Source organism: Salinicoccus sediminis, from assembly GCF_000986795.1.
GTDB lineage: Bacteria > Bacillota > Bacilli > Staphylococcales > Salinicoccaceae > Salinicoccus > Salinicoccus sediminis.
Genome location: NZ_LAYZ01000024.1, coordinates 105571 through 128750 on the forward strand (window position 1 = coordinate 105571; position 23180 = coordinate 128750).

The window sequence follows — 23180 nt, forward strand, 5'->3', positions numbered from 1 at the left end:
ATTGAATGGCTCTAGTACTTGCTTTCGTCCCTGCCCTGTACATAGTCCTTATCGAACAGGAAAAGCCTGAGCAGAAGGCCGAGACTCGGTATGAGCATGAACAGGCCGAGTATGAATACCACCGTCAGCGACAGGGCCATTGCATCATTGACGACTGAGGTGTTTATCTCCACGTACGGGTACAGGATGTAGGGCATCTTGCTGATTCCGTAGCCGAAAAATGCAAACCCGTACTGCAGCATGATCATTATGAATGCGAGCCCGTAGTTGATGCGTTTGTAGATCATATACACGGCGATGCCCATGAATACGAGGCTCAGGCCGAACATGTACCAGACATTCTGGGCATTCATGAAATGCTCGTAGTTATGGTCGCGGAGGCCGAGGAAGACGAACTGTGTGATGACCAGCATCGGCAGCGTCCAGATGAGGAACCAGCGTCGTGTCAGTTCCGTCGCCTCTTTGGCTCGCGCCCGGTTTGCATAGAATGTCAGGAACGCGCTTGAAACATAAAGCACTGTGATGATGGCCAGGAAGACCACCGACCAGGAATATGTGCTGAACAGCAGCTCCTCCAGATTGAGCTGGATGCCGTTCGCATCCTCGATGATATAGCCGCCTTCGGAGATGACAAGGGCAACCGACAGCGAAGCCGGAATGAGCAGTCCCGTTACACCGTAGAGGAACGCCCATGACATTTTCTGTTCCCTGTTATAGGAGTTGAAGGCGTAGTAGCTTCCCCGGATGGAAAGCAGTATCAGTGCGATGCTTGCCGGAATCAGGAGTGCTGTCCCGTAATAATACGCAGTATCCGGATAGAATCCGACAATCCCGACGAAGAAGAAGACGAAGAAGACGTTCGTCACTTCCCATACCGGGTTCAGATAGCGCCCGATGATCGGGCTGATGATATTATCCGTCCCGGTCATCTTGCTGTAGAAGTTGAAGAATCCCGCACCGAAGTCGATTGACGCAATGATGATATAACCGTACAGGAACGTCCAGAGTACTGTGACACCGATGATTTCATAGTTCATTACAGCCGACCTCCTTCATAACGCTCGCCGTAAAGGTCGAAGCGTTCCTGCTGGGCGCTTTTTCCCTTGAACATCCTGAGGAGCACATAGGTGCATGTAAAGCCGAGCACCGCGTAAAGGGCGACGAATGAGATCAGCGTGATGCCGAGGCCGTCGGCGTTGGTGACGGCTTCCGAGACTCTCATATATCCGCGCAGGATCCACGGCTGACGCCCCATCTCAGCAAGGAACCAGCCCGCCTCGATCGAAGCCATCGTCAGCGGCCCGGTCAGCACATAGGCGTACAGCAGCGCCGGATGGTGTTCATTCAGTTTCGTGAACTTCGCTATGAAATAAAGGGCCGATATGCCGAGTGCATACATGCCGAAGAACACCATGATGTCAAAGAAGTAGTGGATCACAAGCGGCGGATGCTCATCCTCCGGTATATCGTTCAATCCGGTAACTTCAGTATCGAATGAGTTGCCTGCAAGGAAGCTCAGGAACCCGGGTATCCTGAGTTCATACTTCACTTCCTGGGTCTCCTCATCCAGCATGCCGAAGAGGACGAGGTCCGCACTCTCCTCAGTTTCAAAATGCCACTCCATCGCAGCGAGTTTTTCCGGCTGATGCTCATGCAGGAATTTTGCTGAAAAGTCCCCTGCCAGTGCCGTCAGTGCAGCCATGACGAGGCCGACGACCATCATCGCCTTGAGGCCTTTCTTGTGGTATTCACGGTCTTCACCGAATTTTGAGCGGAGCAGCTTGAATGCACCGATCGCGGCAATGATGAAAATGGCCGTAGTATATGCAGTCACCACGACGTGGAACACCCTCACCCATGTCGACGGGTTGAACATCGCAGCCAGCGGATCGATGTTGATCAGTTCGCCGTCCACCAGATCGAAGCCCGCCGGTGTGTTCATGAATGAGTTCACCGTCGTGATGAACACCGCGGACAACGAAGAACCGAGAACAATCGGGATGTTCAGAAGCCAGTGGTGCCACGGATTTTTAAAACGGTCCCATGTATACAGGAAGATCCCCAGGAAAATCGCTTCGAAGAAGAAAGCGAATGTTTCCATGAACAGCGGCAGCGCAATGATCTGGCCGCCGAGCCTCATGAAATCAGGCCATATGAGTGACAGCTGCAGACCGATGATGGTCCCGGTCACGACCCCCACCGCCACAGTCACCGTATATCCTTTCGCGATACGGCGTGCCATGGTCAGGTAATCCGTATCCTTCTTTCTGATGCCGAGGAATTCAAGCACCATGAAGACGATTGGCATACCGACGCCGATGGTTGCAAATATGATATGGAATCCCAGCGTTGTCGCCGTCAGTACACGCCCAAGTAAAACGTCATCCATCAAGATCACCCCTCTAATAACTTACCCCTAATTATAGACCGTAAGCCGCCCCATTGATAATAAGAACTATATGATTTCCATGACAATTTTGTGAAATGATTATCAAATTTTCCGCCTGCAATAAATCCCCTGCCGTTTGGCAGAGGACATCATTTTACTATTCAGCAGCCTCAGGCGGCGTCTCCCTCACTTTCATGTGGAAGAAGATCCCGATGAGGATCATGACCATCAGGCTGGTGATCGCCATCCTCGAGGCGATGGTGCCGTAATCGGCGAGCAGCAGAGTAATGGAACCGTAAATGAACGGCCCCATGATTGCACTCATTTTTGCACTGAAGGCGAACAGGCCGAAAAACTGCCCTTCCCTGCCCGGCGGCGCCAGTTCGATGATCATCGTCCGGCTGACCACCCAGGTTGAGCCCATCGCAATCCCGAACAGGCACGCAGCGATCCAGAACGTCCACATCGGCAGCGGCACTGCTGCAATCAGTATGGCCGCAGCAAGCAGAACAGCGATTGAAAGGAACGTCTTCTTGGATCCGATTCTCCGGTTGATGAAGCTGAAGACGATGGCCCCGATGATGCTGAAGGCTGTCGCCACCATGAAGATCACAAGGAACGCGCCGGGTTCAAAACCGACAACCGTCGTCGCATACGGCTGCATCATCGCAATCGCCGTCGCCAGTGCATCATTGACGAAAAAGTATGCAACCATGAAAAAGAATATCGAAGGGTACCGGCGCGCCTCACGGAAAGTGTGGTATATATCCCTGTACCCCTTCAAGAACGGCTGTCTCTGTTTCGGCGGGATTTTGCGGTCTTTATTGACAAGGAATATCGGCAGCGCAAATATCAGGAAGAGGATTCCCGACAGCCAGAACGTGTGGTACGTCGGTGAGTCACCGATCACCAGGATGACCGCGAAAATGCCGAATAGGGTCCCGAGATACCCGAGTGCAACCCCGAACCCCGAAATGAGCGGAATCTCACGTTTGGTGCCGAGCCCCGACAGCATACCATCGTAGAAAACATTGCCCGAGCTAAAGCAGAACTTGGCGAATACGAAAAGCATGATCGTCAGCACAAGCCCGTTCGGCAGACCGAACCAGGTACCTGAGTCCATACCGCCGAAAATTCCCATCATGACCGTCGCCGCCACACACATCAGAGTGAAAATCATGACATACTTCTTCCGTCTGCCCGTGCGGTCTATCGTCACACCGTAAAGCGGGGAGAATAAAATGAGCAGCACCGCAGATACCGCGTTGGCATACGCAATGATGGTTGAAGCAATCTGTTCAAGACGCGGGTCCGTCCCCACCGTCTCAGTTATGTATTGCGGGAAAAACAGAGTCACGATGTTCGCACTGAAAATCGTATTCGCAAAATCAAACAGCGCCCATGCCAGGATCGGCAGAGTAAGATACAGCTGGATCGGACTGCGGGACTGATCTTTCAAACCGGCCACCTCACTTTTCTTCTAATTATATCAGATTGTGGTATTGGAGTATGCAGGCTGTTGTTTAAGTGGAGCCCGGGTTGCCGTTTATGTTAACGGGTGGCAGGAGGGGGACTCTCTCTTATCGTCGATCGGAAAACGAAGGCAGGAGGGGGACTCCTCTTATCGTCGACCGGACAACCGGGGCCAACCATCATCGTTGATGCGGTCCGGGGGATGCAAAAACTCCCGCACCACCGGGTGCGGGAGTCCATCATTCAGTTATGCCCTGTTTGTATACTCTTCAACAAGCGCGAGCACTTCTTCTGTTTCTGCACATTCAACTGCAGACAGTGCAAGCTGTTCCATGTCTGTTTTCTTGAGACCGGAAATCTGTTTGCGCGCTTTCAACACGGATGACGCACTCATCGAGAATTCATCGAGGCCGAGGCCGAGCAGCAGTGGAATTGCTTTTTCGTCCCCTGCCATTTCTCCGCACATGCCTGCCCATTTTCCTTCTTTATGGGCTGCATTCACCACCATCTGGATCAGTCGCAGAAGTGCCGGATGATATGGCTGGTACAGGTAGCTGACTGCTTCATTCATGCGGTCTGCCGCCATTGTATACTGAATCAGGTCGTTTGTACCGATGGAGAAGAAGTCCACAACTTTCGCGAACTGGTCTGCGATGATTGCAGCGGAAGGTATCTCAATCATGATTCCGACTTCGATATCTTCTTTTACATCTGTACCTTCGGATACAAGTTTATCTTTCTCTTCGATAAGGAGTGCTTTCGCACGATTGAACTCATCGATTGTAGCGATCATCGGGAACATGATCTTCAGATTGCCGTGTGCACTTGCACGCAGCAGTGCCCGGAGCTGGGTTCTGAACAGTTCCTGATTATCCAGTGTCATGCGCACTGCACGATAACCGAGGAACGGGTTCATTTCCTTGGGCAGGTCCAGGTAAGGAAGCTCTTTGTCTCCGCCTACATCAAGCGTACGGACAACGACGGGCTTTCCGTCCATGCCTTCGAGCACTTTTTTGTATGCTTCATACTGTTCCTCTTCACTCGGAATTTCGTTTCTGCCCATGTACAGGAATTCTGTACGGTACAGCCCGATGCCTTCTCCACCGTTCGCAGTGACACCTTCCAGGTCATCCGGCGTGCCGATGTTTGCTGCGAGCTCCACTTCGACGCCGTCCATTGTTTTGGATGGTTCATCGACCAGCTTCAGCAACTCGGCTTTCTCTTCCTCTACTTTAGCCGCTTTCTCTTCGTAGGCTTTGATCTCTGTTTCAGACGGTTCCACGATGACGTCGCCCGCACTGCCGTCAACGATGATCTGATCTCCGACTTTGACAGCTTCAGTAACTTCCTTCGTCCCCACTACTGCAGGGATTTCAAGTGAACGGGACATGATTGCCGAATGTGAGGTGCGGCCGCCGATATTTGTGACAAAGCCTTTGACGAATTTCTTGTCGAGCTGTGCTGTATCTGAAGGTGTCAGATCTTCAGCCACGATGACGACCGGTTGGTCGATATTGCTCGGGTCCGGCAGTTCTTTGCCGAGAATATGGGCAAGGACACGCTTGGACACATCTTTGATGTCCGCCGCCCTTTCCTTCATGTATTCGTTATCCATGCCTTCGAAAATGGCCACGAACTGGTCGCGTGTGTCAACAAGCGACTGTGCAGCGCTTTTCTTTTCGTTGCGGATGCCATCTTCAATCGGCCCGAGAAATTCAGGATCGTCCAGAACGAGCAGGTGCGCATCAAAAATCGCCGCATGCTCAGGGCCGACCGCTTCCTCTGCATGATTTCTTATCTTGGTTACTTCAACTTTGGATTGGTTGAAAGCGCCTTTAAAGCGTTCAACTTCCTGGTCCGCCTGGGAGTCTTCAATGGAAGCCTCCCGGATCGTCAGGTCCGGTTCCTCAAGTGAATATGCCGCAGCGATCGCTACACCATCACTTGCTCCAATCCCTTTGAGAATTTTAGACATTATTCAGTCAGTCCTTCTTTAGAAAGAGTTTCAGTGATTGCTTCAAGTGCCTCCGCTTCGTCTTTCCCTTCAGCATAGACAGTGACTTCAGAGTCCTTGCCGACGCCGAGTGACATTACACCCATGATGGACTTGAGGTTCACCTTTTTGGCATTGTATTCAAGCTGGATGTCAGAATCGAATTTGGATGCTGTCTGTACCAGTATTGTTGCCGGTCTCGCGTGGATTCCCGTTTCGTCTGTGATCAAGTAAGATTTTTGTTCCATTATGCAGTCTCCTTTTGCTTGGCTATGATTTATTTAAAGTGAGTTCATGATTGTTAAACATGATTACCTATATTCTATCACGTTTCATTCCGGTATTGCCAATATACCACTAACATTGTATACATAAACTTTACAATTTCCGTCCCTGCCGGGACATATTTTGACTCACACTCCATTTATATCATATCAGGTGACAAAAGGCACCCCCGAAGGAGTGCCTTTCACAAATTAGACCAATGTCTGCTGCCTTAGAGCAGCGGCGCATTTTTCGATATGATCGTTCCCGAGCTTCTTCATCACCATATAGCTGACGAATGCGCCGACTGCCTGTCCGATGATGGGGACAAACCGGAAAGCCCGTCTGCTTGAGCCTTTCACTATCCTTTTTATGAGGAACTTTGTCGTCTGACGTCCGACGAATTCACTTCCCATGCTCGTTGCCATCACGGCCGCCCGGTTCTTCATGTCATCCGACAAGCCGCTGACCTGCTTATGGTCCAATTCGAATATTTCTTCTATCTCACCCGTTATGTCATTCATCAGTTTCATATCAGTGCCGATATCGAGAAACGGAATGGGAAGCGCTGCAGCGATGGAGGAAAACCGCGCTTTCCTCTTCACCAGTTCACGCGCTTCTCTTTCTTTTTCCGATATCTGCTCCACTGTCATCGGGTATGCACTCATGAACAAAACTCCTTCGTCTGTGAATTTTCGTTACATGCGTATATATACCCATTTTCATATTATTGTTAAACCTGACGGCTTCAGTGCATCCTCACCGTTACCACTTTCAGATACTTCCCTTTTTTGTAGCCTTTGACCGTCACAAAATCTTTCGGCAGGCCTTTTACATCCTCGATCGTGTATGGATGCCCGGTATTCTCAAGCGTGGCGCCGATCTGCTTTTTGAACTGGTTCAATGTGTTTGTCTCCAGGTTCTGGCTGAGGATCAGCGTGCCGCCCCCATCAAGCACTTTGAGTGCTTCAATGATAAGCTTTGGATAATCGCGGTCCACCTTGAACACTTTCTTCTTGTATCTCGAGAAACTCGGCGGATCGATCAGGATCGTATCATAGCTGTGATTGTTCCTCGCTGCGTACTTCAGGAATTCAAAAGTCTCCATTATATATATCCTGTGTGCATCCAGCGGCAGATTATTATTATTGAAATTGTCTGTGACGAGCTCCTTCGTCCGGTTCGCAAGATCGACGCTCGTCGTTGCCATGCCGCCAAGGGCGGCAGAGATTGAAAATGTCCCGCTGTAGGCGAAAAGATTTAGGAAAGTCCGACCGCCTGTCTGGTTTTTCATGAGTGAGCGGCGCGTCTCCCTCTGGTCCAGGAACAGCCGTGTCATCGGTCCGTCCTCGAGATGGACTGAAAAGCGCTGTCCGGATTCGAGCACGGTGATCGGAAATTCCACATTGCCGCTCACCCGCCGGTTTTCTATCTGCATGCGCCCCTCTGCACTGAACCGGGTCTGTTCTGTAACAGAATCCGGTTTTAATCTTACCATCAGTTCCTTTATGATGAGGTCGCGGATCTTATAGATGCCCCGGCTGTAGAAAGTCACGAGCAGGTGGTTGTCATAATAATCGACTGTGAGACCGCCGAGGCCGTCCCCGATTTCATTGAACAGGCGGAAGGCATTCGTATCCTCCTGGTTGAATAAAGGGCCTCTCGCCCCAATCGCCGCTTCAATCCTTGCTGCTATGAAATCGCGGTCAATGGCTTCCTCCCTGTCCGACAGTATCCAGCCGGCCGTCTTCTGCTCGAAACTGATCATGGCGATGCCGATGAGCCTGCCGAAGTGATCGGTCACCCTGACTATTTCCCCGTCCTTTAAAAATGTATCATCGCTCAGGTCATCGCGTTCGATGTTGAGCTGTCCGTTGGCATATGCCTTCTCCATTCCACGCTTCAGCTGGACTGTATTCATCTGAAAGTCTCCTTTTCTGTCATGAACCTGTGGAACAGGCTGGCTGCCAGTCCGCTGGTACGGTCATCGATATCAAGCCGCGGTGCCACTTCGCTGATGTCGAAGCTCACGATGTTCGGAAGTTTCGCAAGGCTCCCGACCAACCCGTGCACTTCCGAGGCTGTAAAACCGTTCGGTGACGGTGCGCTCGTCCCGGGCGCCACTCCCTGCTGCACGGAATCCATGCACAGTGTTGCAAATACAGCGTCATATGCCTCAAGTGATTCAAGCGACTCTTCAAATATCCCGGTATTCCTCACATCTTCGATCAGCGCATATTTGACGCCGAATGCATCCGCAGTGTCGAATAAAGTTTTTGTATTCCCTCCGGGCTGGATGCCGAACACGAAATAGTCGATGTTTCCATCCCCGGTCAGTATCTGATGGAACATCGTACCAGAAGACGGAGCCTCATCGCGCATATCGAAATGTGCATCCAGATTCACGACGGCGACTTTGGCATCCGGGTACTGTCTGCGCACGCCAAGATAATGGCCGTACAGTGTTTCGTGCCCGCCGCCCACGATCATCGGGAACTGGCCGTTGGCGAAGACTTCGGCCACGCATTCACCGAGTGCCTCCTGTGATGCTTCCAGGTCCTGTTCGCCGGTGATGCTGCCGTAGTCGTAGACAGTATCCGTATAAGGGAGGGAAGCCATCTTTTCCCTGACTTTATACGGCCCCTCCTTCGCACCGAGACGCCCCTTGTTGCGGTGCACACCTTCCTCGGAACAGAAGCCGATGAAGGCCGGTCTGCCGACCAAGGCATCCTCCGACCATTGTTTTACCACCTGGTGGAACCGTTCCGGTTTGTTTTCGTCATCAATGCGGCCGCTGTATTCATGATGCTTTAATCTTTTCATTATCATTACCCCCTTCAAAGTCTTTGAATATGCTGATCAGCACAAGCGGTGTCGATACCACTACGAGCAGGATGTTGAACGGCAGGATGAAAAGTGAGAGTTCGACATCATTGAACAGTGTGATGAAAAGGCTCGTCGTGAGCTTCAGCCACAGGAGTACGATGATGATCATCTGCCGGTGATAGAATTTGTTCTGTGTCATATTGAAAAACGTAAAGAACAGATAGGCGACAGCGAGTGCAAGCGCCAGGAACAGGTTCACCCATTCGTAGATGTATTTCATCTGCGAAATCCTGAAATAGCCTTCTGTGAATACGCCGTGGCGGTTGTTGAACTCTATCAGTATGAAGAACAGGACAATCGTGCCCAAAAGGAGTTCGACATAGTTTGCCTTCAGCCATGACGGAAAGTCGACTTCAAGGAAATTTTTCGTCCGCTCGAGCAGTCTGTTCCTGAAATCATAAAGTTTTTCCGAGAATCCGAGGAACTGGTTCGGATCGAGCTTCTGGCGCCTGTTCTTCCTGGACAGTGCCGCATCCTCCTCTTTCCTCGGTTTCTTGAGCAGGTTTTTGGACTTGGACAGGAACACCCCGACACCAAGAGAGAGCAGCGACAGCACCCAGATCAGCGTAAAGAATGTGTTTATCGACAGTACATCCGTCGGGGTCGTCGCCCTCTCGATATTGGAATACACGGCGTTCTGCGTAAAGAAATAGGCGATTCCGTACACTGCAAGAATGATCATATAGTGCTCTTTCCGGTGTGCGGGGTCCAGGTATTCATTGAATATGTTATAAAGCATATGGACGATGAACGCCAGCAGATACAGCAGTGAGAACCACCCGTATACCTGGTGCATCAGGACGGTCGTTATGATGAACAGGAAGAATGACAGACCGATGAAGAAGAACGACAGGCCTGTATCATAATCCGTCGTCTGTCTGATCGTCTGTGCAATCTTCAGCATCACACCGCCGAAAATTATGATGAGTATACCGGCGATGATCGGAAATTCACCGATCAGCATACTCAGGACAGTAGTCCCTTCCAGGAAGAATGCATTAACCAGATCGAAGACCGTCCTGATTGCAGACTCATCCACCTCCGCTGTTCCGCTGCGGATATGCCCTGTATTGAATAGTACGAATATGCCAAGCAGCACAAAGAATACACCGAGCAGTATACTGATATGGACTTCGCTCTGCTGTTTGATCTTTTTCATTCAGTTTCACCTCAATCCATTCCCATTATAGAGGATTATCCTTCACAATGCATTGAATCATAATACCGGCGGACACATAAATTTTCATGGCGGCGGTAAACCATGTTTATCATACATGACCTCTGGGTATCTATTAATAATACAGATGAGAAATAATATTATATGATATCTATACCTGATTGGGAGTGATGACACAAATGAGTTTCAAAGATGAGAAAGATAAAAAAGAAGAACTGGAAGACGCTGCCGAAGAGGCGCGTGAGCAGGAGAATCCTGCCGAGGAAGTAGAGAAGAACGAAGACCGTAAAGTGCCAAAGGGCAAAGACATCGAAAGCGACGAGGAAGGCACCGACCGGACTGAAAAGGAAATCCAGGATTCATTTGAATAGGCTGAATGGAAAAACCATAGAAGCAGTACCAGGTATCCGCTGTCTTTGATTTGTAAGTTACAGTTTACCGGACAGGAACGTTGTACTTTGCACTGTAAATCCGCAGATGTTTCGATTGATGGAAAACAGTTTGAAGAGACCTCGGATGCCTGTGGAATAAGCAATACCCCGGACGCTTTTCATCCGGGGTATTTCAGTGTTCCCATATTGTTTGGATTCATCATAAAGCTCTGTGGGCAATATCTTTTCTGAAGAACAGTTCGCCCTCCTCAAACTTCACCTGCCCGACATTTTCGTATGCCGTCTCCACTGCCTGATCCACTGTTTCACCATAGCCTGTGACGAGCAGGACCCGGCCGCCGGATGTCATATAGAGACCATCCATATCCTGGCATAATCCGCTGATATAGCAGTTTTCACGGACGGCATCGAACTCTACATACTTATCTTTTTGATAAGCTTTCGGATATCCGTGACTTGCGAGCATGACGCCGACCATGCACCCGGGTTTGAAGCGGAGCTCGAAAGGCTCTTTGCGGTGGACTTTCTCCAGTACCTCGCCGAGATCATCCTCCATCATCGACAGAAGGATTTGGGCCTCCGGGTCCCCGAAGCGGGCATTGAACTCTATCACTTTGACACCGTCTGCAGTCACCATGGCGCCGAGGTAGAGGATGCCGAAATAATCAAGCCCCTCCTCCACCATGCCTTTGGCGACGGGCCTGACGATTTTCTCGATCGCTTCAGCGCGGTGGGATTCACCGATATGGCTGACGGGCGCATAGGCGCCCATGCCGCCCGTATTGGGACCGGTGTCCCCGTCGAATGCCCGCTTATGGTCCTGTGCAATCATCTCGAACGGATGGGTATATTCACCATTGACGAGCACCATGAGTGAGAACTCTTCCCCTTCCAGGAACTCTTCGATGACAATCGTCCCGACCTCGCCCATCAGTTCATCCAGGCCGGCCAGCGCTTCATCCATATCCATCGCAACCACTACGCCTTTGCCTGCAGCAAGACCGTCTTTTTTCAGGACGATCGGAGTGCCCTCGCGCTCGATATAGGCACGGGCCGCTTCGTAATCATCAAAACGCGCAAACTTCGCCGTCGGTATATGGTATTTTTCCATCAGTTCTTTAGTGAAGGCTTTGGAGGACTCCATCTGCGCCTCTTTCCTTCTCGGACCGAACACTCTGATGCCGTGCTCATCCTCGAGGTAATCCACGATACCTGCAGTCAGTGGTGCTTCCGGTCCGACAACCACCCACTCGACTTCATTCTCGAGACAGACGCCGGCAATGGCTTCGAAATCATTTTCCGTAACACCGTGGATCACCTCGGCAACATCGGACATTCCGGCATTACCGGGTATCGCAAATATCCGGTCTACTTTACTGGATTCTGCAAATTTTCTCACTAAAGCGTGTTCGCGGCCTCCGCCGCCGATCACCGCTACATTCATAAGTCTGCTCCTTTCAGTGTAAGAGGGGCTCCCATGTCCGCTCGGGACCATCTGTTTTACCTGCCATATTAATGTTTGAAGTGGCGCATGCCTGTAACAACCATCGCCATGTCATGAACGTCACAGTAGTCGATGGATTCCTGATCCCGCTTGGAACCGCCGGGCTGGATAATGGACTTTATGCCGTGTTCATGCGCAAGTTCGACGGTATCCGGCATCGGGAAGAATCCGTCGCTTGCCATGACGACATTGTCTCCGAGCTCAAGCGCCCGTTCGATTGCGATTTTCAGAGCACCGACGCGGTTCATCTGTCCCGCGCCGATTCCCACTGTCTGCCGGTCGTTCGCAAGGACGATGGCATTGCTTTTGACGTGTTTGGCCACTTCCCAGGCAAGGGCCATGGCTTTCATCTGGTCCCTGGTCGGGCTGGCTTTTGTAACCACTTTGATGTCCTCTTCCCTGAGTGAACCGGTATCCTCAGACTGCACAAGGTAACCCCCGGATACACTGACAAACTCCTCAGCATGCTCATCTTCATGGAAGTCCACTTCGAGCAGGCGGACGTTCTTCTTCTGTGTCAGTACTTCCAGCGCCGCTTCATTGAAGGAAGGGGCGATGATCACTTCGAGGAAGATGCTGTGGAGCTGCTCGGCGGTCTCCTTATCCACCGTCTTGTTCAGTGCGACAATGCCGCCGAATATGGACTGGGAGTCTGCTTCATGCGCATTTTTGAACGCCTCTGCAACCGTCTCCCCTGTACCCACGCCGCACGGATTCATATGCTTCACTGCCACAGCTGCCGGCATGTCGAATTTCTTTGCCAGCGCAAAGGCCGCATCCGCATCCCGCAGATTGTTGTAGGAAAGCGCCTTGCCATGAAGAACATCCGCATTCAGGATGGTATTGTGCTTATCCGATGTGCGGACGAGACGGGCGGTCTGATGCGGATTCTCCCCGTAGCGCAGCGCCTCCTCCGCCTGGCTGAAATGATTCACGATCGCCTGGTCGTAATCATTCGTGTGGCTGAACACTTTGATCATCAGACCCCGCCGGTATGTAATATCCAGAGTGTCCTCCTCTATCTTCTGGATCACTTCCCCGTAATCCTCAGGATCAACGACCGTCGTCACATGGCTGAAATTCTTCGCTGCGGCGCGCAGCATCGTCGGGCCGCCGATATCGATGTTCTCGACCGCTTCATTTTCTGTGACCTCTTCTTTCCTGACGGTCTCCTTGAAGGGATAGAGGTTGACGGCTACGAGGTCGATCGTTTCAATGCCGTTCTTTTTCAGTTCTTCCATATGCTCCGGATTGTCCCGGTCGGCAAGTATGCCGCCGTGTACTGCCGGATGGAGCGTCTTGACACGGCCGTCCATGATCTCTTCAAAATCTGTCAGGGCGTCTACGCCTTTGACTGCCACCCCGAAGGATTCAATTGCTTTCTTTGTCCCTCCGGTCGAATAGATTTCATAATCATTCCGGACAAGACCGCGGACGAAAGCTTCCAGACCACTTTTATCAGAAACGCTGATCAATGCTTTTTTCATCATTCGACACCTTCAATCACTTTTTTTAACGCTTTTGGATAGAGTTCATATTCAAGACTGTGGATTTTTTCCTCCAGCACTTCAAGTGTATCATTTTCAGAGATTTCAATCGCCTCCTGGGCAATGATTTCGCCTGTATCGATGCCCGAATCCACGAAGTGGACCGTCACGCCGGTCACCTTCACCCCATAATCATATGCATCGGCTATCCCGTTTTTGCCCTTGAATGAAGGGAGCAGGGACGGATGCAGATTGATGATCCGGTGCTCATATGTTTCTATGAAGTGGCGTGAGAGTATGCGCATATAGCCTGCAAGCAGCACATACTCCACTTCGAATTCATGCAGTGCTTCGGTTATCGCATGCTCATGGGCCGCCCCTGATTCAAAATCCCCGCGCTGGAATACGCGCACCGGCACCCCGAGCCTGCCGGCACGCCTGATGGCATGGGCATCCTGTTGATCAGTGACCATGACTTCTATATCTATGCCGATGCCGCCTGCATGCCTGACGAGATTCTCGAAATTCGAACCGCCGCCCGAGGCAAGTACCGCCGCTTTAACGGCCATGGATCCTGACTCCGCTTTCTCCGGTCACAGTACCGATAATCTGTGGGGATTCACCGGCCGATTCAAGTGCCCGGAGTGCCTCGTCCGCATCATTTTCATCAACTGCAACTATGAATCCAATACCCATATTGAAAACGTTGTATGCTTCCCGGGAGTCGATTCCGCCGAGTTCGAGCAGCCATGAGATGATACGGGGCACTTCAATGCCGCTCACGTCAACATCCGCACCGAGATCTCCGGGCAGCGCGCGTGGAATGTTTTCAATGAACCCTCCGCCGGTAATATGACTCATCGCTTTGACATCCACTTTTTCCACGAGCGCCTGCACGCTTTTCACATAGATGCGCGTCGGCTCAAGCAGCTGGTCGATGATCGGCCGGCCGCCAAGGTCTTTGTTTACATCAATATCATTGTCGGCAATGAGTTTCCTCACCAGACTGTAGCCGTTGGAATGGATGCCGCTTGAAGCGAGTCCGATGATCCTGTCACCCGGTTTCACGCCGGAGCCGTCGATGTACTCATCCTTCTCAACCGCGCCGGCGGCGAAGCCGGCGATATCGTATTCGCCGCTTCCGTACATCTCTCCCATTTCGGCAGTCTCCCCGCCGATCAGTGCACAGCCGGCCTGCACGCAACCCTCCGATACACCGTCCACGATGTCAGCAACCATTTCCGGGATCACTTTATTGACAGCGATGTAATCGAGGAAATAAAGCGGCTCGGCGCCTGTCGTCAGAATATCGTTTACACACATCGCCACCGCATCGATGCCGATCGTATTATGACGGCCGTGATCGATCGCGAGCTTGAGTTTCGTGCCGACGCCGTCCGTGCCCGATACGAGCACCGGCGCCTTCATATTGAGTTTGGACAGGTCGAATGCCGCACCGAAACCGCCCAGGCCCCCGATGACTTCCCTGCGCATCGTACGCCGGACATGGGTCTTCATTCTTTCAACCGCTTCATAGCCGGCTTCGATGTCGACGCCGGCCTTCTTGTATTGTTCTGACATGTCAGACTCCTTTCGTCTTCAGGTCTTTTTCCTGAGGCAGGACCTGGTCGATGATCTCAATCGGATAGTTTCCCGTAAAGCATGCATCACACTGCCCTCTTGAGCCGTATGAATGATAGACATCATGCATCGCATCCACCGACAGGTATGTCAGGGAGTCCGCATCGATTTCCTCACGGATCTCCTCGGTGGATTTCTGTGATGCGATGATTTCCGCATGGGTGGACACATCGATGCCGTAGAAACATGGATTTTTAAGCGGCGGTGAGGATACACCCATATGCACCTCTTTTGCCCCCGCCTTCCTGAGTGCCTTCACGATGAAGCGGCTCGTCGTCCCGCGCACGATGGAGTCGTCGATGACGATGATGCGTTTCCCTTCGACAACATCCCGCACCGGTGAGAGCTTCATGCGCACAGCACGTTCGCGCGCCTCCTGCCCCGCGGAGATGAACGTCCTGCCGACGTAGCGGTTCTTCAGGAGCCCCTGCTCCTGTTTGATGCCCGCCTCCTCCGAGAACCCCTTGGCTGCAGCCAGACTCGAATCCGGCACACCAATGACGATGTCTGCATCCACATCCATCTCTCTGGCCAGCTGTTTGCCGAGCGATTTGCGGATCGTGTACGTTGAAGTGTGACGGAATTCTGAATCCGCCCGTGCGAAGTATATATATTCCATCGAGCACATATTCGGCTTCTCGCTGTCTGTGTACCTGTCGAAGTCGATGCCGTCATCACTCAGGGTGATCAGCTCTCCCGGCTCGATATCACGGATGTACTCCGCACCGGTCGCCGTAAATGCACATGTCTCACTGGCCACACAGTATGAGTCATCTATCTTGCCGAGCATGAGCGGGCGGACGCCGTGGTCATCGAGCGCAATCGTCAGTGAATCCTCATCCAGCACGACGAAGGCGAATGCACCCTTAAGCTGCCTGAGTGCCGACTTCATGCGCGTCTTCCTGTCACTGCTCTTGTTCTTGCGCAGCAGATGTGCCAGGACTTCCGAATCGGATGATGTCTGGAAGATCGCGCCGTCATCCTCCAGTGCCTCGCGGAGCCTCACCGCGTTCACGAGATTGCCGTTATGGGCGAGGCCGAGGTCGCCGCGGTGGCTCTTGAACAGGAACGGCTGTACATTGGACAGCTCGCTGCCGCCCGTCGTCGCATACCTCACGTGCCCGATGGCATGCGGGAACTCGCGCAGGGAGACCAGCTGGTCCTTGGACAGCGCCTCGGTCAAAAGCCCCATGCCGCGGGCGCCGAACAGATACTCGCCGTTTGCGCAGACGATGCCCGCGCCCTCCTGGCCCCTGTGCTGCAGGCTGTGGAGTCCGATATACGTCAGTTCGCTTGCGCGCTCATGATTCCATACTCCGAATATTCCACATTCCTCGTTCAATCCACGGATGTCATACATTTCGGGATTGCCCCTTCCCACGCTTCTGCAACTTCAGCAAGATCCCTGCTGATTTCAGCGTCGCGTGTTTTGATTCTAAATCCTTCTTCTGTCAGTCTTCCTATCTCCACTGCATCTTTGATTTCTTTTCCTGCATCCGCAACAATGATGTATCTCGATGCATTCTCGGCGAAGAGATCCTCGCCGTCGATGTCCACGGAAACATCCACTCCGAGCCCATGGAATGCAGCGAGCTGTGCCAGTTTGACAGCGATGCCGCCGCGCCCCAGCGGGGAAATCTTCCTGATGTCACCTTCTGTGAGGCGCCGGCGCAGATCCATGCCGCGGCTGTATTCGAGTTCAAGGTCGATGCCGCGGACCTGTTTCGACACTTCATCATCGATCAGTTTTTCGATCTGGCTGCCGGCGAACGATTTCTCCGTTTCGCCCACCAGGTACAGTGCGTCGCCCGCTCCGATGGACAGGCCGTCCATGAAATTCACATCCTCGATCAGCCCGACCATGCCGATGACCGGCGACGGCAGGATGGAAGCGGTCCTGTTTTCGTTATACAGGCTCACGTTGCCGGAGACGACCGGCGTTGCAAGTGCCCGGCAGGCTTCCGCCATCCCTTTCGTCGATTCTTCAAGCTGGCTGTAGATTTCAGGGTTTTCAGGGCTGCCGTAGTTCAGGCAGTCCGTCATCGCAAGCGGCTCCGCCCCTGTCGCGATGATGCTTCTGAACGTCTGCGCGACCACTTCCTTGCCGCCGTTGTATGGATCCGCGTACACATAGCGGCTCTTGCCGTCGATTGCCATCGCAATCGCCTTCTGTGTCCCTTCGACCCTGACAATGCCGGAGCCGAATCCGGACTTCTGTACCGTATTCGAACCGACCTGGTTGTCATACTGCTCGTAGATGTAGCGCTTGGAACCATGTGTCGGGTGGCCGGCCAGTTCATCGAACACTCTGTTCAGATCCTCTTTTGAATAGTCATGGACCTTTTCATCCGTCTCCGGTTTCTCTCCTTCAAGGATGTAGACCGGCGCTTCGTCGGACAGCGGCTGCACCGGGATGTCCGCATACAGTTCATCTTCATAATAAAGTTTCAGCCTGTCCGAATCCGTCACCTCGCCGATGACAGCCGCATCAAGCTCAAAGTCTTCGAACATGTCGAGGAACTTCTGCTCCGTACCGTCCTCGACAACGAGCAGCATGCGCTCCTGCGTTTCGGAAAGCATCATTTCATACGGGGAGATCCCCTCTTCCCTCACCGGTACCTGATCGAGGTAGAGGTTCATGCCCGCTTCGCCTTTGGCCGCCATTTCAGAGCTTGAGGAAGTAAGGCCGGCTGCGCCCATGTCCTGGATGCCGACGAGTTCAGGCTGGTCGATGGCGGCAAGCGTCGACTCCATGAGTTTCTTGCCAGTGAACGGATCGCCGATCTGCACGGACGGGCGTTTGGATTCCGATTCCTCACTCAGCTCTTCCGAGGCGAATGTTGCACCGTGAATGCCGTCGCGGCCTGTTTTGAGGCCGACGTAGATCACCTTGTTGCCTGCACCTTTCGCCGTACCCTTCTGCACTTTGTCATGGTCCATTACGCCCACGCACATTGCATTCACGAGCGGATTCCCGTCATATGACGGATCGAACTCCACTTCCCCGGAAACCGTCGGTATGCCGATGCAGTTGCCGTAGCCGCCGATGCCGGAAACGACGCCCCGCAGCAGGCGGCGGTTGTTCGCTTCAGTCAGCTCTCCGAACCTGAGGGAATTGAGCAGCCCGATCGGGCGTGCACCGATGGAGACGATGTCGCGGATGATGCCGCCGACACCCGTTGCCGCCCCCTGATAGGGTTCGACTGCAGACGGGTGGTTATGTGATTCCACTTTGAAGACGACCGCCTGGTTGTCACCGATGTCCACAACACCCGCACCTTCGCCCGGTCCCATCAGCACGCGGTCGCCGGAAGTCGGGAACTGTTTGAGGAAAGGTTTTGAATGCTTGTATGAGCAATGTTCACTCCACATTACAGAGAAGATGCCGATCTCCGTATAGTTCGGCTCACGGCCGAGAATATCGATCACCTTATCGTATTCCGCATCCGTCAGCCCCATTTCCGCATAGAGCTTCTGGTTTCTGATATCTTCTGTCGTCGGTTCAATGAATCTGGACATGATTTGCCTCCCACTTGGTCATTTCCTCAAATAATTTCAATCCGTCGTCGCTGCCGAGCAGCGTCTCAAGCGCCCGTTCAGGGTGCGGCATCATGCCGAGCACATTGCCGCGTTCGTTGATGATGCCCGCGATGTCATTCCTCGACCCGTTCGGATTTTCATTGTACGTCAGTACTATCTGGTTGTGCGCTTTGAGCTTTTCGTATGTCGCATCGTCACAGTAGTAGTGGCCTTCACCATGGGCCACCGGGTATACGACATCTTCGCCCTGCCCGTAGCCGCGGGTGAACAATGTCTCACTGTTGGCGATTTTCAGCGATTCGTCGCGCGAGATGAAAGTATGCTGGTCGTTGAAGATGAGTGCACCCGGCAGGAGCCCGATTTCGGTCAGGATCTGGAAACCGTTGCATATGCCGAGAACGGGTTTGCCCGCCTCCGCCGCTTCCTTGATCGCTTTCGTCACCGGGGCGACCGCCGCCATCGCGCCGCTGCGGAGATAGTCGCCGAAGGAGAAGCCGCCGGGGATCAGCACACCGTCGTATCCGGCGAGCGATGCCGCCCGGTAATCTACAAATTCTGCCTCAGCCCCCGCTTTCAGAGCGGCATTCAGCAGGTCGCGGTCACAGTTGGAACCCGGGAACTGTATTACAGCGAATTTCTTCATTCCGACACCTCATCCAGAATCGTATACTCATACGTTTCAATCACTGTATTGGTGAACAGGCGTTCAGACAGGGATTTGACGATCCTGTCAATGTTGTCTGCTTCTGTTTCGTCAATGTCAAAATAGAGGATCTTGCCCACGCGGATGTTGCTGATTTCATCATGGCCGAGTTCATGCACTGCACGGTTCAGCGCCTCACCCTGTGTATCGAGCACCTGCTGCTGTAATGTCACTTTAAGTTCTACCTTTTTCATTATTTTACTGCCTCCATCTTTTCATAGAATTTTGTATAAGTATCGATCAGTGAGCCTGTACTGTTGCGGTAGACATCCTTGTCGAAATTTTCATCGGTCTCGGCGTCCCATATGCGGCATGTATCCGGTGAGATTTCATCGGCGAGGAGGATGTTCCCTTCATTGTCCCTGCCGAATTCGACTTTGAAATCGGCCAGTTCCATGCCCATCATGTCCATCATCCTGATGAGGACTTTGTTGACTTTGAGCGCCGCCGCCTTCAGTTCCCCGATCTCCGCTTTTGTCGCAAGACCGAGCTTCAGCACATGGTCGTCTGTCAGTATCGGATCATCAAGTGCATCTTCCTTATAATAAAATTCCACAAGCGGCGGTTTGAATTCATCACCTTTTTTAAAGCCGAGCCGCCTGACGATGCTCCCGGCCGCCCTGTTGCGCACCGTCACTTCAAGCGGGATGATGCCCAACGGTTTCACCGTCTGTTCCGTATCGCTGATGCGTTCGATGAAATGGGACTTGACGCCATTTTTCTCAAGATATTTGAAGATATCGGAGGAAATCAGATTGTTCAGCCGGCCCTTGCCTTCCATGAAATCACGTCTCGCACCATTGCCTGCCGTCACTTCATCCTTATATTCAATGCGGAGCACTTCGGGATCTTCAGTCTTAAAGACTTTTTTCGCCTTGCCTTCATACAGCAGCATCACTTGGTCTCCTTTGTGAAATCGCGGCTGAGCGCGTCCAGTGTATTTTCGAGGTTGCCGGTGAGTACGGTGACATGTCCCATCTTGCGCGCCGGCTTGCGCGCCGGCTTGCCGTAGATATGGATGTGCCAGTCGGGATGGGTGAACAATTCATTGTCCAGCCGGTCCAGGTCCTCACCGAGCAGATTCATCATGACCGCGTTCTGATGGAGATGCACTTTTGGCATCGGATGATCCAGTATCGAAAGGATGTGCGCATCGAACTGGCTGATGTTGCATGCCTCGATCGAATAGTGCCCGGAATTGTGGGGCCGCGGCGCAATCTCGTTGACATAGAGTGTGCCGTCTGTGTCGATGAAGAATTCGATGGTGAATGCACCGACAAAGTGCAGCGCGTCCATGATCTTCGCCGCTTCCTCCTGTGCCTTTTCCGTATAATCCACCCTGGACGGGACGATCGTGCGGTAGAGGACCTGGTCCTTGTGCAGATTTTCCTGCAGCGGGAAATAGATGACCTGCCCGCTCACACTCCTTGCGATGGTCAGGGAGACTTCCCGCTCAAGCGAGATGTATTTTTCCGCCACAAACGCCGTCTCATCAAAAGGGATGCCGGCCCGATCGATGTCCGCCGCCGTCTCCAGCAGATACTGGCCTTTGCCGTCATAGCCGCCCGTCGCCGTCTTGACGATGACGGGCGCACCGTGCGCATCCATGAATCTGCGCACATCCTCTGCTGACGCGACTTTTTCATAAGGGACGATTTTCGCACCGGAGGCACTGATCGCCTCTTTTTCCGTCTCACGGTTCTGCAGCGTCAGCACCGTCTCTGCCCCCTGCGGCACATGGTAGTCGCCGACCAGTGTGTGCAGTATTCGCGCATCGATGTTTTCAAATTCATAGGTGACGACATCGGACATTTCGCACAGCGATTTCAATGATTCAAGGTCGCCGAATTCCGCATTGATGAAAGTGTGGCCCGTCGCGCTCGCCGGCGCATCCGCCGACGGATCGAGCACCGCCACTTTGTAGCCCATCCTGAGCGCCGACTGAGCCATCATCTTGCCGAGCTGTCCGCCGCCGATGATGCCGATGGTTGCTCCGGGTGCCAGTTTAATTGAGGTCATTCTGCATCTCCTCCACTTTATCTTCGAGTGACTTCTGATAGTCATCCAGTTTTTCATAAAGTTCCGGCGAGTTCACTGCCAGCATGCGCGCGGCAAGGATTCCCGCATTCTTGCTGCCCGCCTTGCCGATTGCCGTCGTGGCGACCGGAATGCCGCCCGGCATCTGCACGATGGATAATAAAGAATCCATGCCCTGCAGCGCTTTGGACTCGATCGGTATGCCGATCACCGGGACGTTTGTAAGTGACGCCACCATCCCCGGCAGGTGTGCCGCACCGCCGGCGCCGGCGATGATCACATCGATGCCGTCCGATTTGGCATTTCTCGCATAATCCACCATCATTCCCGGGGTGCGGTGCGCGCTCACCACCTTTTTCTCGTAAGCCACGCCGAAATGATCCAGCATATCGCATGCATGCTTCATCGTAGGCCAGTCGGAAGAGCTGCCCATGATTACTCCAACAGTCATAATAGTATAACCTCGCTTTGAAATATGTTTGTTTTCAACTCATGCCCAGTTTAACAATAGCAGGGGCTTTATTCAACTGAAAAACGAACAATTTAAATCTTATTATTTTAATTGTATGTGTTTACGAACGTTGTGGGTGTTGTTTTGGTTTATAAGTTCGGTTTTCGGGTTATTTTTGCGATTTATGGTGTATTTTGTCTTCATAAGTGTAATGCGGGGCGCAGCTTGCATCAGTATGACCCGAACGGTCGATCAGGATTCACTGTGGAAATTTTCAGGCAAGTTATGGATAATGGAGGGAGGCAGACTAAACAGATAGGAGAATGAAAATGACAGCAAATTTGTTGAACGGACGCGAAATCGCCAAAGATTACCGCGCCGGGCTCGCAGAAGAAGTTGAAAAACTCAAGGAAAACGGCATCACACCAAACCTGACGGTCATCATCGCCGGCAACGACGGCGCCTCCCTCAGCTATGTACGCTCAAAGAACAGGGCGGCCGAAAAGATCGGCATGACATCCGACATCGTCCATCTGGATGAAGATGCAACCGAAGACGAGGTCCTGGAAGAACTCGACCGCCTGAACAACGACGACAATGTCAGCGGAATCCTCGTGCAGGTCCCCCTGCCGGATCAGATCAGTGAAGAAAAGGTCCTCGAATCCATTGCACCCCATAAAGACGTCGACGGCTTCAGTCCGGTCAATATCGGCCGCATGTATACAGGTCAGCGCACATTCATCCCCTGTACACCACTCGGCATCATGGAACTCCTCAAGCATACAGGATCGCTTGAAGGGAAAGACATCGCCGTCATCGGACGCTCCCACATAGTCGGCCAGCCCGTCGCAAAACTGCTGACCGATCAGAACGCAACCGTCACACTGATGCACTCCCGCACAAAGAACATGACCGATAAACTGAGCGGCTTCGATGTCATCGTCAGTGCCGTCGGCTCCCCGGGACTCATCAAAGCCGAACATATCAAAGACGGTGCAATCGTGATCGACGTCGGCAACACAATGGTCGGCGACAAACTCGTCGGCGACGTAGACTTCGACGCCGCCAAAGAAAAAGCCGGCTGGATCACACCGGTGCCGGGCGGCGTCGGCCCCCTCACAATTACCATGGTCCTGAACAACACATTACTCGCCGCCAAATGGCACAACGGAGTGGAATAGCTTTACCGCAGTATACGTCCGCACCCTTTCACAGGGTGCGGTTTTTGGTTTTAATCTACGTT

Annotated in this window: 22 protein-coding genes; 2 read left to right on the forward strand and 20 right to left on the reverse strand. The window is 52.6% G+C overall.

Features of this window, described 5'->3' with window-relative positions; genetic code table 11:
• Window positions 1–11 precede the first annotated feature (11 nt).
• The 9 genes from WN59_RS09095 to auxA all read right to left on the reverse strand — a co-directional run bounded on the left by WN59_RS09095 (window position 12) and on the right by auxA (window position 10164).
• A complete protein-coding gene (locus WN59_RS09095) occupies window positions 12–1037 on the reverse strand; it encodes a cytochrome d ubiquinol oxidase subunit II (RefSeq protein ID WP_046516120.1) in 1026 nt (341 codons plus the stop codon).
• Window positions 1037–2389, reverse strand: a complete 1353-nt coding sequence (locus WN59_RS09100; protein ID WP_046516122.1) for a cytochrome ubiquinol oxidase subunit I — start codon at window positions 2387–2389, stop codon at window positions 1037–1039. Before WN59_RS09100 ends, WN59_RS09095 begins: the two co-directional genes overlap by 1 nt.
• A 157-nt stretch (window positions 2390–2546) precedes the next feature.
• Window positions 2547–3848 (reverse strand): MFS transporter, encoded by a 1302-nt coding sequence (locus WN59_RS09105; RefSeq protein WP_046516126.1) that lies wholly within the window; start codon window positions 3846–3848, stop codon window positions 2547–2549.
• A 261-nt stretch (window positions 3849–4109) separates the two neighbouring features.
• The gene (gene ptsP, locus WN59_RS09110; protein WP_046516128.1) at window positions 4110–5837 is read right to left on the reverse strand and encodes a phosphoenolpyruvate--protein phosphotransferase; all 1728 of its coding nucleotides are present in this window, start codon (window positions 5835–5837) and stop codon (window positions 4110–4112) included.
• Entirely contained in the window at window positions 5837–6103 is a 267-nt protein-coding gene (locus WN59_RS09115; protein WP_017548388.1) for a phosphocarrier protein HPr, read from the reverse strand. The genes ptsP and WN59_RS09115 overlap by 1 nt, the downstream gene beginning before the upstream one ends.
• Window positions 6104–6331: 228 nt before the next feature.
• The gene (locus tag WN59_RS09120) at window positions 6332–6787 is read right to left on the reverse strand and encodes a hypothetical protein (protein WP_046516135.1); all 456 of its coding nucleotides are present in this window, start codon (window positions 6785–6787) and stop codon (window positions 6332–6334) included.
• 80 nt (window positions 6788–6867) lie between these two features.
• Complete coding sequence (locus WN59_RS09125; protein ID WP_046516139.1) at window positions 6868–8040, reverse strand: class I SAM-dependent rRNA methyltransferase; 1173 nt, start codon at window positions 8038–8040, stop codon at window positions 6868–6870.
• A complete protein-coding gene (locus tag WN59_RS09130) occupies window positions 8037–8942 on the reverse strand; it encodes a formimidoylglutamase (protein WP_046516142.1) in 906 nt (301 codons plus the stop codon). The genes WN59_RS09125 and WN59_RS09130 overlap by 4 nt, the downstream gene beginning before the upstream one ends.
• Window positions 8920–10164: a lipoteichoic acid stability factor AuxA gene (gene auxA / locus WN59_RS09135; protein WP_046516147.1), complete on the reverse strand. Its 1245-nt coding sequence runs from the start codon at window positions 10162–10164 to the stop codon at window positions 8920–8922. Before auxA ends, WN59_RS09130 begins: the two co-directional genes overlap by 23 nt.
• Before the next feature lie 197 nt (window positions 10165–10361).
• Between auxA and WN59_RS09140 the strand changes: the two genes are divergently transcribed.
• Entirely contained in the window at window positions 10362–10553 is a 192-nt protein-coding gene (locus WN59_RS09140) for a hypothetical protein (RefSeq protein ID WP_046516150.1), read from the forward strand.
• A 220-nt stretch (window positions 10554–10773) separates the two neighbouring features.
• Here the strand turns inward: WN59_RS09140 and purD are convergent, their stop codons facing one another.
• The 11 genes from purD to purE all read right to left on the reverse strand — a co-directional run bounded on the left by purD (window position 10774) and on the right by purE (window position 21937).
• Window positions 10774–12018, reverse strand: a complete 1245-nt coding sequence (purD, locus tag WN59_RS09145; RefSeq protein WP_046516154.1) for a phosphoribosylamine--glycine ligase — start codon at window positions 12016–12018, stop codon at window positions 10774–10776.
• 68 nt (window positions 12019–12086) lie between these two features.
• Window positions 12087–13565, reverse strand: coding sequence for a bifunctional phosphoribosylaminoimidazolecarboxamide formyltransferase/IMP cyclohydrolase (purH, locus tag WN59_RS09150; protein WP_046516157.1), 1479 nt, complete (start codon window positions 13563–13565; stop codon window positions 12087–12089).
• Window positions 13565–14134, reverse strand: coding sequence for a phosphoribosylglycinamide formyltransferase (gene purN, locus WN59_RS09155; RefSeq protein WP_046516160.1), 570 nt, complete (start codon window positions 14132–14134; stop codon window positions 13565–13567). Before purN ends, purH begins: the two co-directional genes overlap by 1 nt.
• Window positions 14124–15146 (reverse strand): phosphoribosylformylglycinamidine cyclo-ligase, encoded by a 1023-nt coding sequence (purM, locus tag WN59_RS09160; RefSeq protein WP_046516163.1) that lies wholly within the window; start codon window positions 15144–15146, stop codon window positions 14124–14126. The genes purN and purM overlap by 11 nt, the downstream gene beginning before the upstream one ends.
• A 1-nt stretch (window position 15147) precedes the next feature.
• Window positions 15148–16566, reverse strand: coding sequence for an amidophosphoribosyltransferase (gene purF / locus WN59_RS09165; protein ID WP_046516167.1), 1419 nt, complete (start codon window positions 16564–16566; stop codon window positions 15148–15150).
• The gene (gene purL / locus WN59_RS09170; RefSeq protein WP_046516170.1) at window positions 16545–18725 is read right to left on the reverse strand and encodes a phosphoribosylformylglycinamidine synthase subunit PurL; all 2181 of its coding nucleotides are present in this window, start codon (window positions 18723–18725) and stop codon (window positions 16545–16547) included. The genes purF and purL overlap by 22 nt, the downstream gene beginning before the upstream one ends.
• Complete coding sequence (gene purQ, locus WN59_RS09175; RefSeq protein ID WP_046516174.1) at window positions 18709–19389, reverse strand: phosphoribosylformylglycinamidine synthase subunit PurQ; 681 nt, start codon at window positions 19387–19389, stop codon at window positions 18709–18711. The genes purL and purQ overlap by 17 nt, the downstream gene beginning before the upstream one ends.
• Window positions 19386–19643, reverse strand: a complete 258-nt coding sequence (purS, locus tag WN59_RS09180) for a phosphoribosylformylglycinamidine synthase subunit PurS (protein ID WP_046516177.1) — start codon at window positions 19641–19643, stop codon at window positions 19386–19388. Before purS ends, purQ begins: the two co-directional genes overlap by 4 nt.
• Entirely contained in the window at window positions 19643–20347 is a 705-nt protein-coding gene (purC, locus tag WN59_RS09185; protein WP_046516181.1) for a phosphoribosylaminoimidazolesuccinocarboxamide synthase, read from the reverse strand. Before purC ends, purS begins: the two co-directional genes overlap by 1 nt.
• Entirely contained in the window at window positions 20344–21468 is a 1125-nt protein-coding gene (gene purK, locus WN59_RS09190; protein ID WP_046516185.1) for a 5-(carboxyamino)imidazole ribonucleotide synthase, read from the reverse strand. The genes purC and purK overlap by 4 nt, the downstream gene beginning before the upstream one ends.
• Window positions 21455–21937, reverse strand: coding sequence for a 5-(carboxyamino)imidazole ribonucleotide mutase (gene purE, locus WN59_RS09195; RefSeq protein WP_046516189.1), 483 nt, complete (start codon window positions 21935–21937; stop codon window positions 21455–21457). The genes purK and purE overlap by 14 nt, the downstream gene beginning before the upstream one ends.
• A gap of 329 nt (window positions 21938–22266) precedes the next feature.
• Between purE and folD the strand changes: the two genes are divergently transcribed.
• Window positions 22267–23118, forward strand: coding sequence for a bifunctional methylenetetrahydrofolate dehydrogenase/methenyltetrahydrofolate cyclohydrolase FolD (folD, locus tag WN59_RS09200; RefSeq protein ID WP_046516193.1), 852 nt, complete (start codon window positions 22267–22269; stop codon window positions 23116–23118).
• The last annotated feature ends 62 nt before the right edge of the window (window positions 23119–23180 follow it).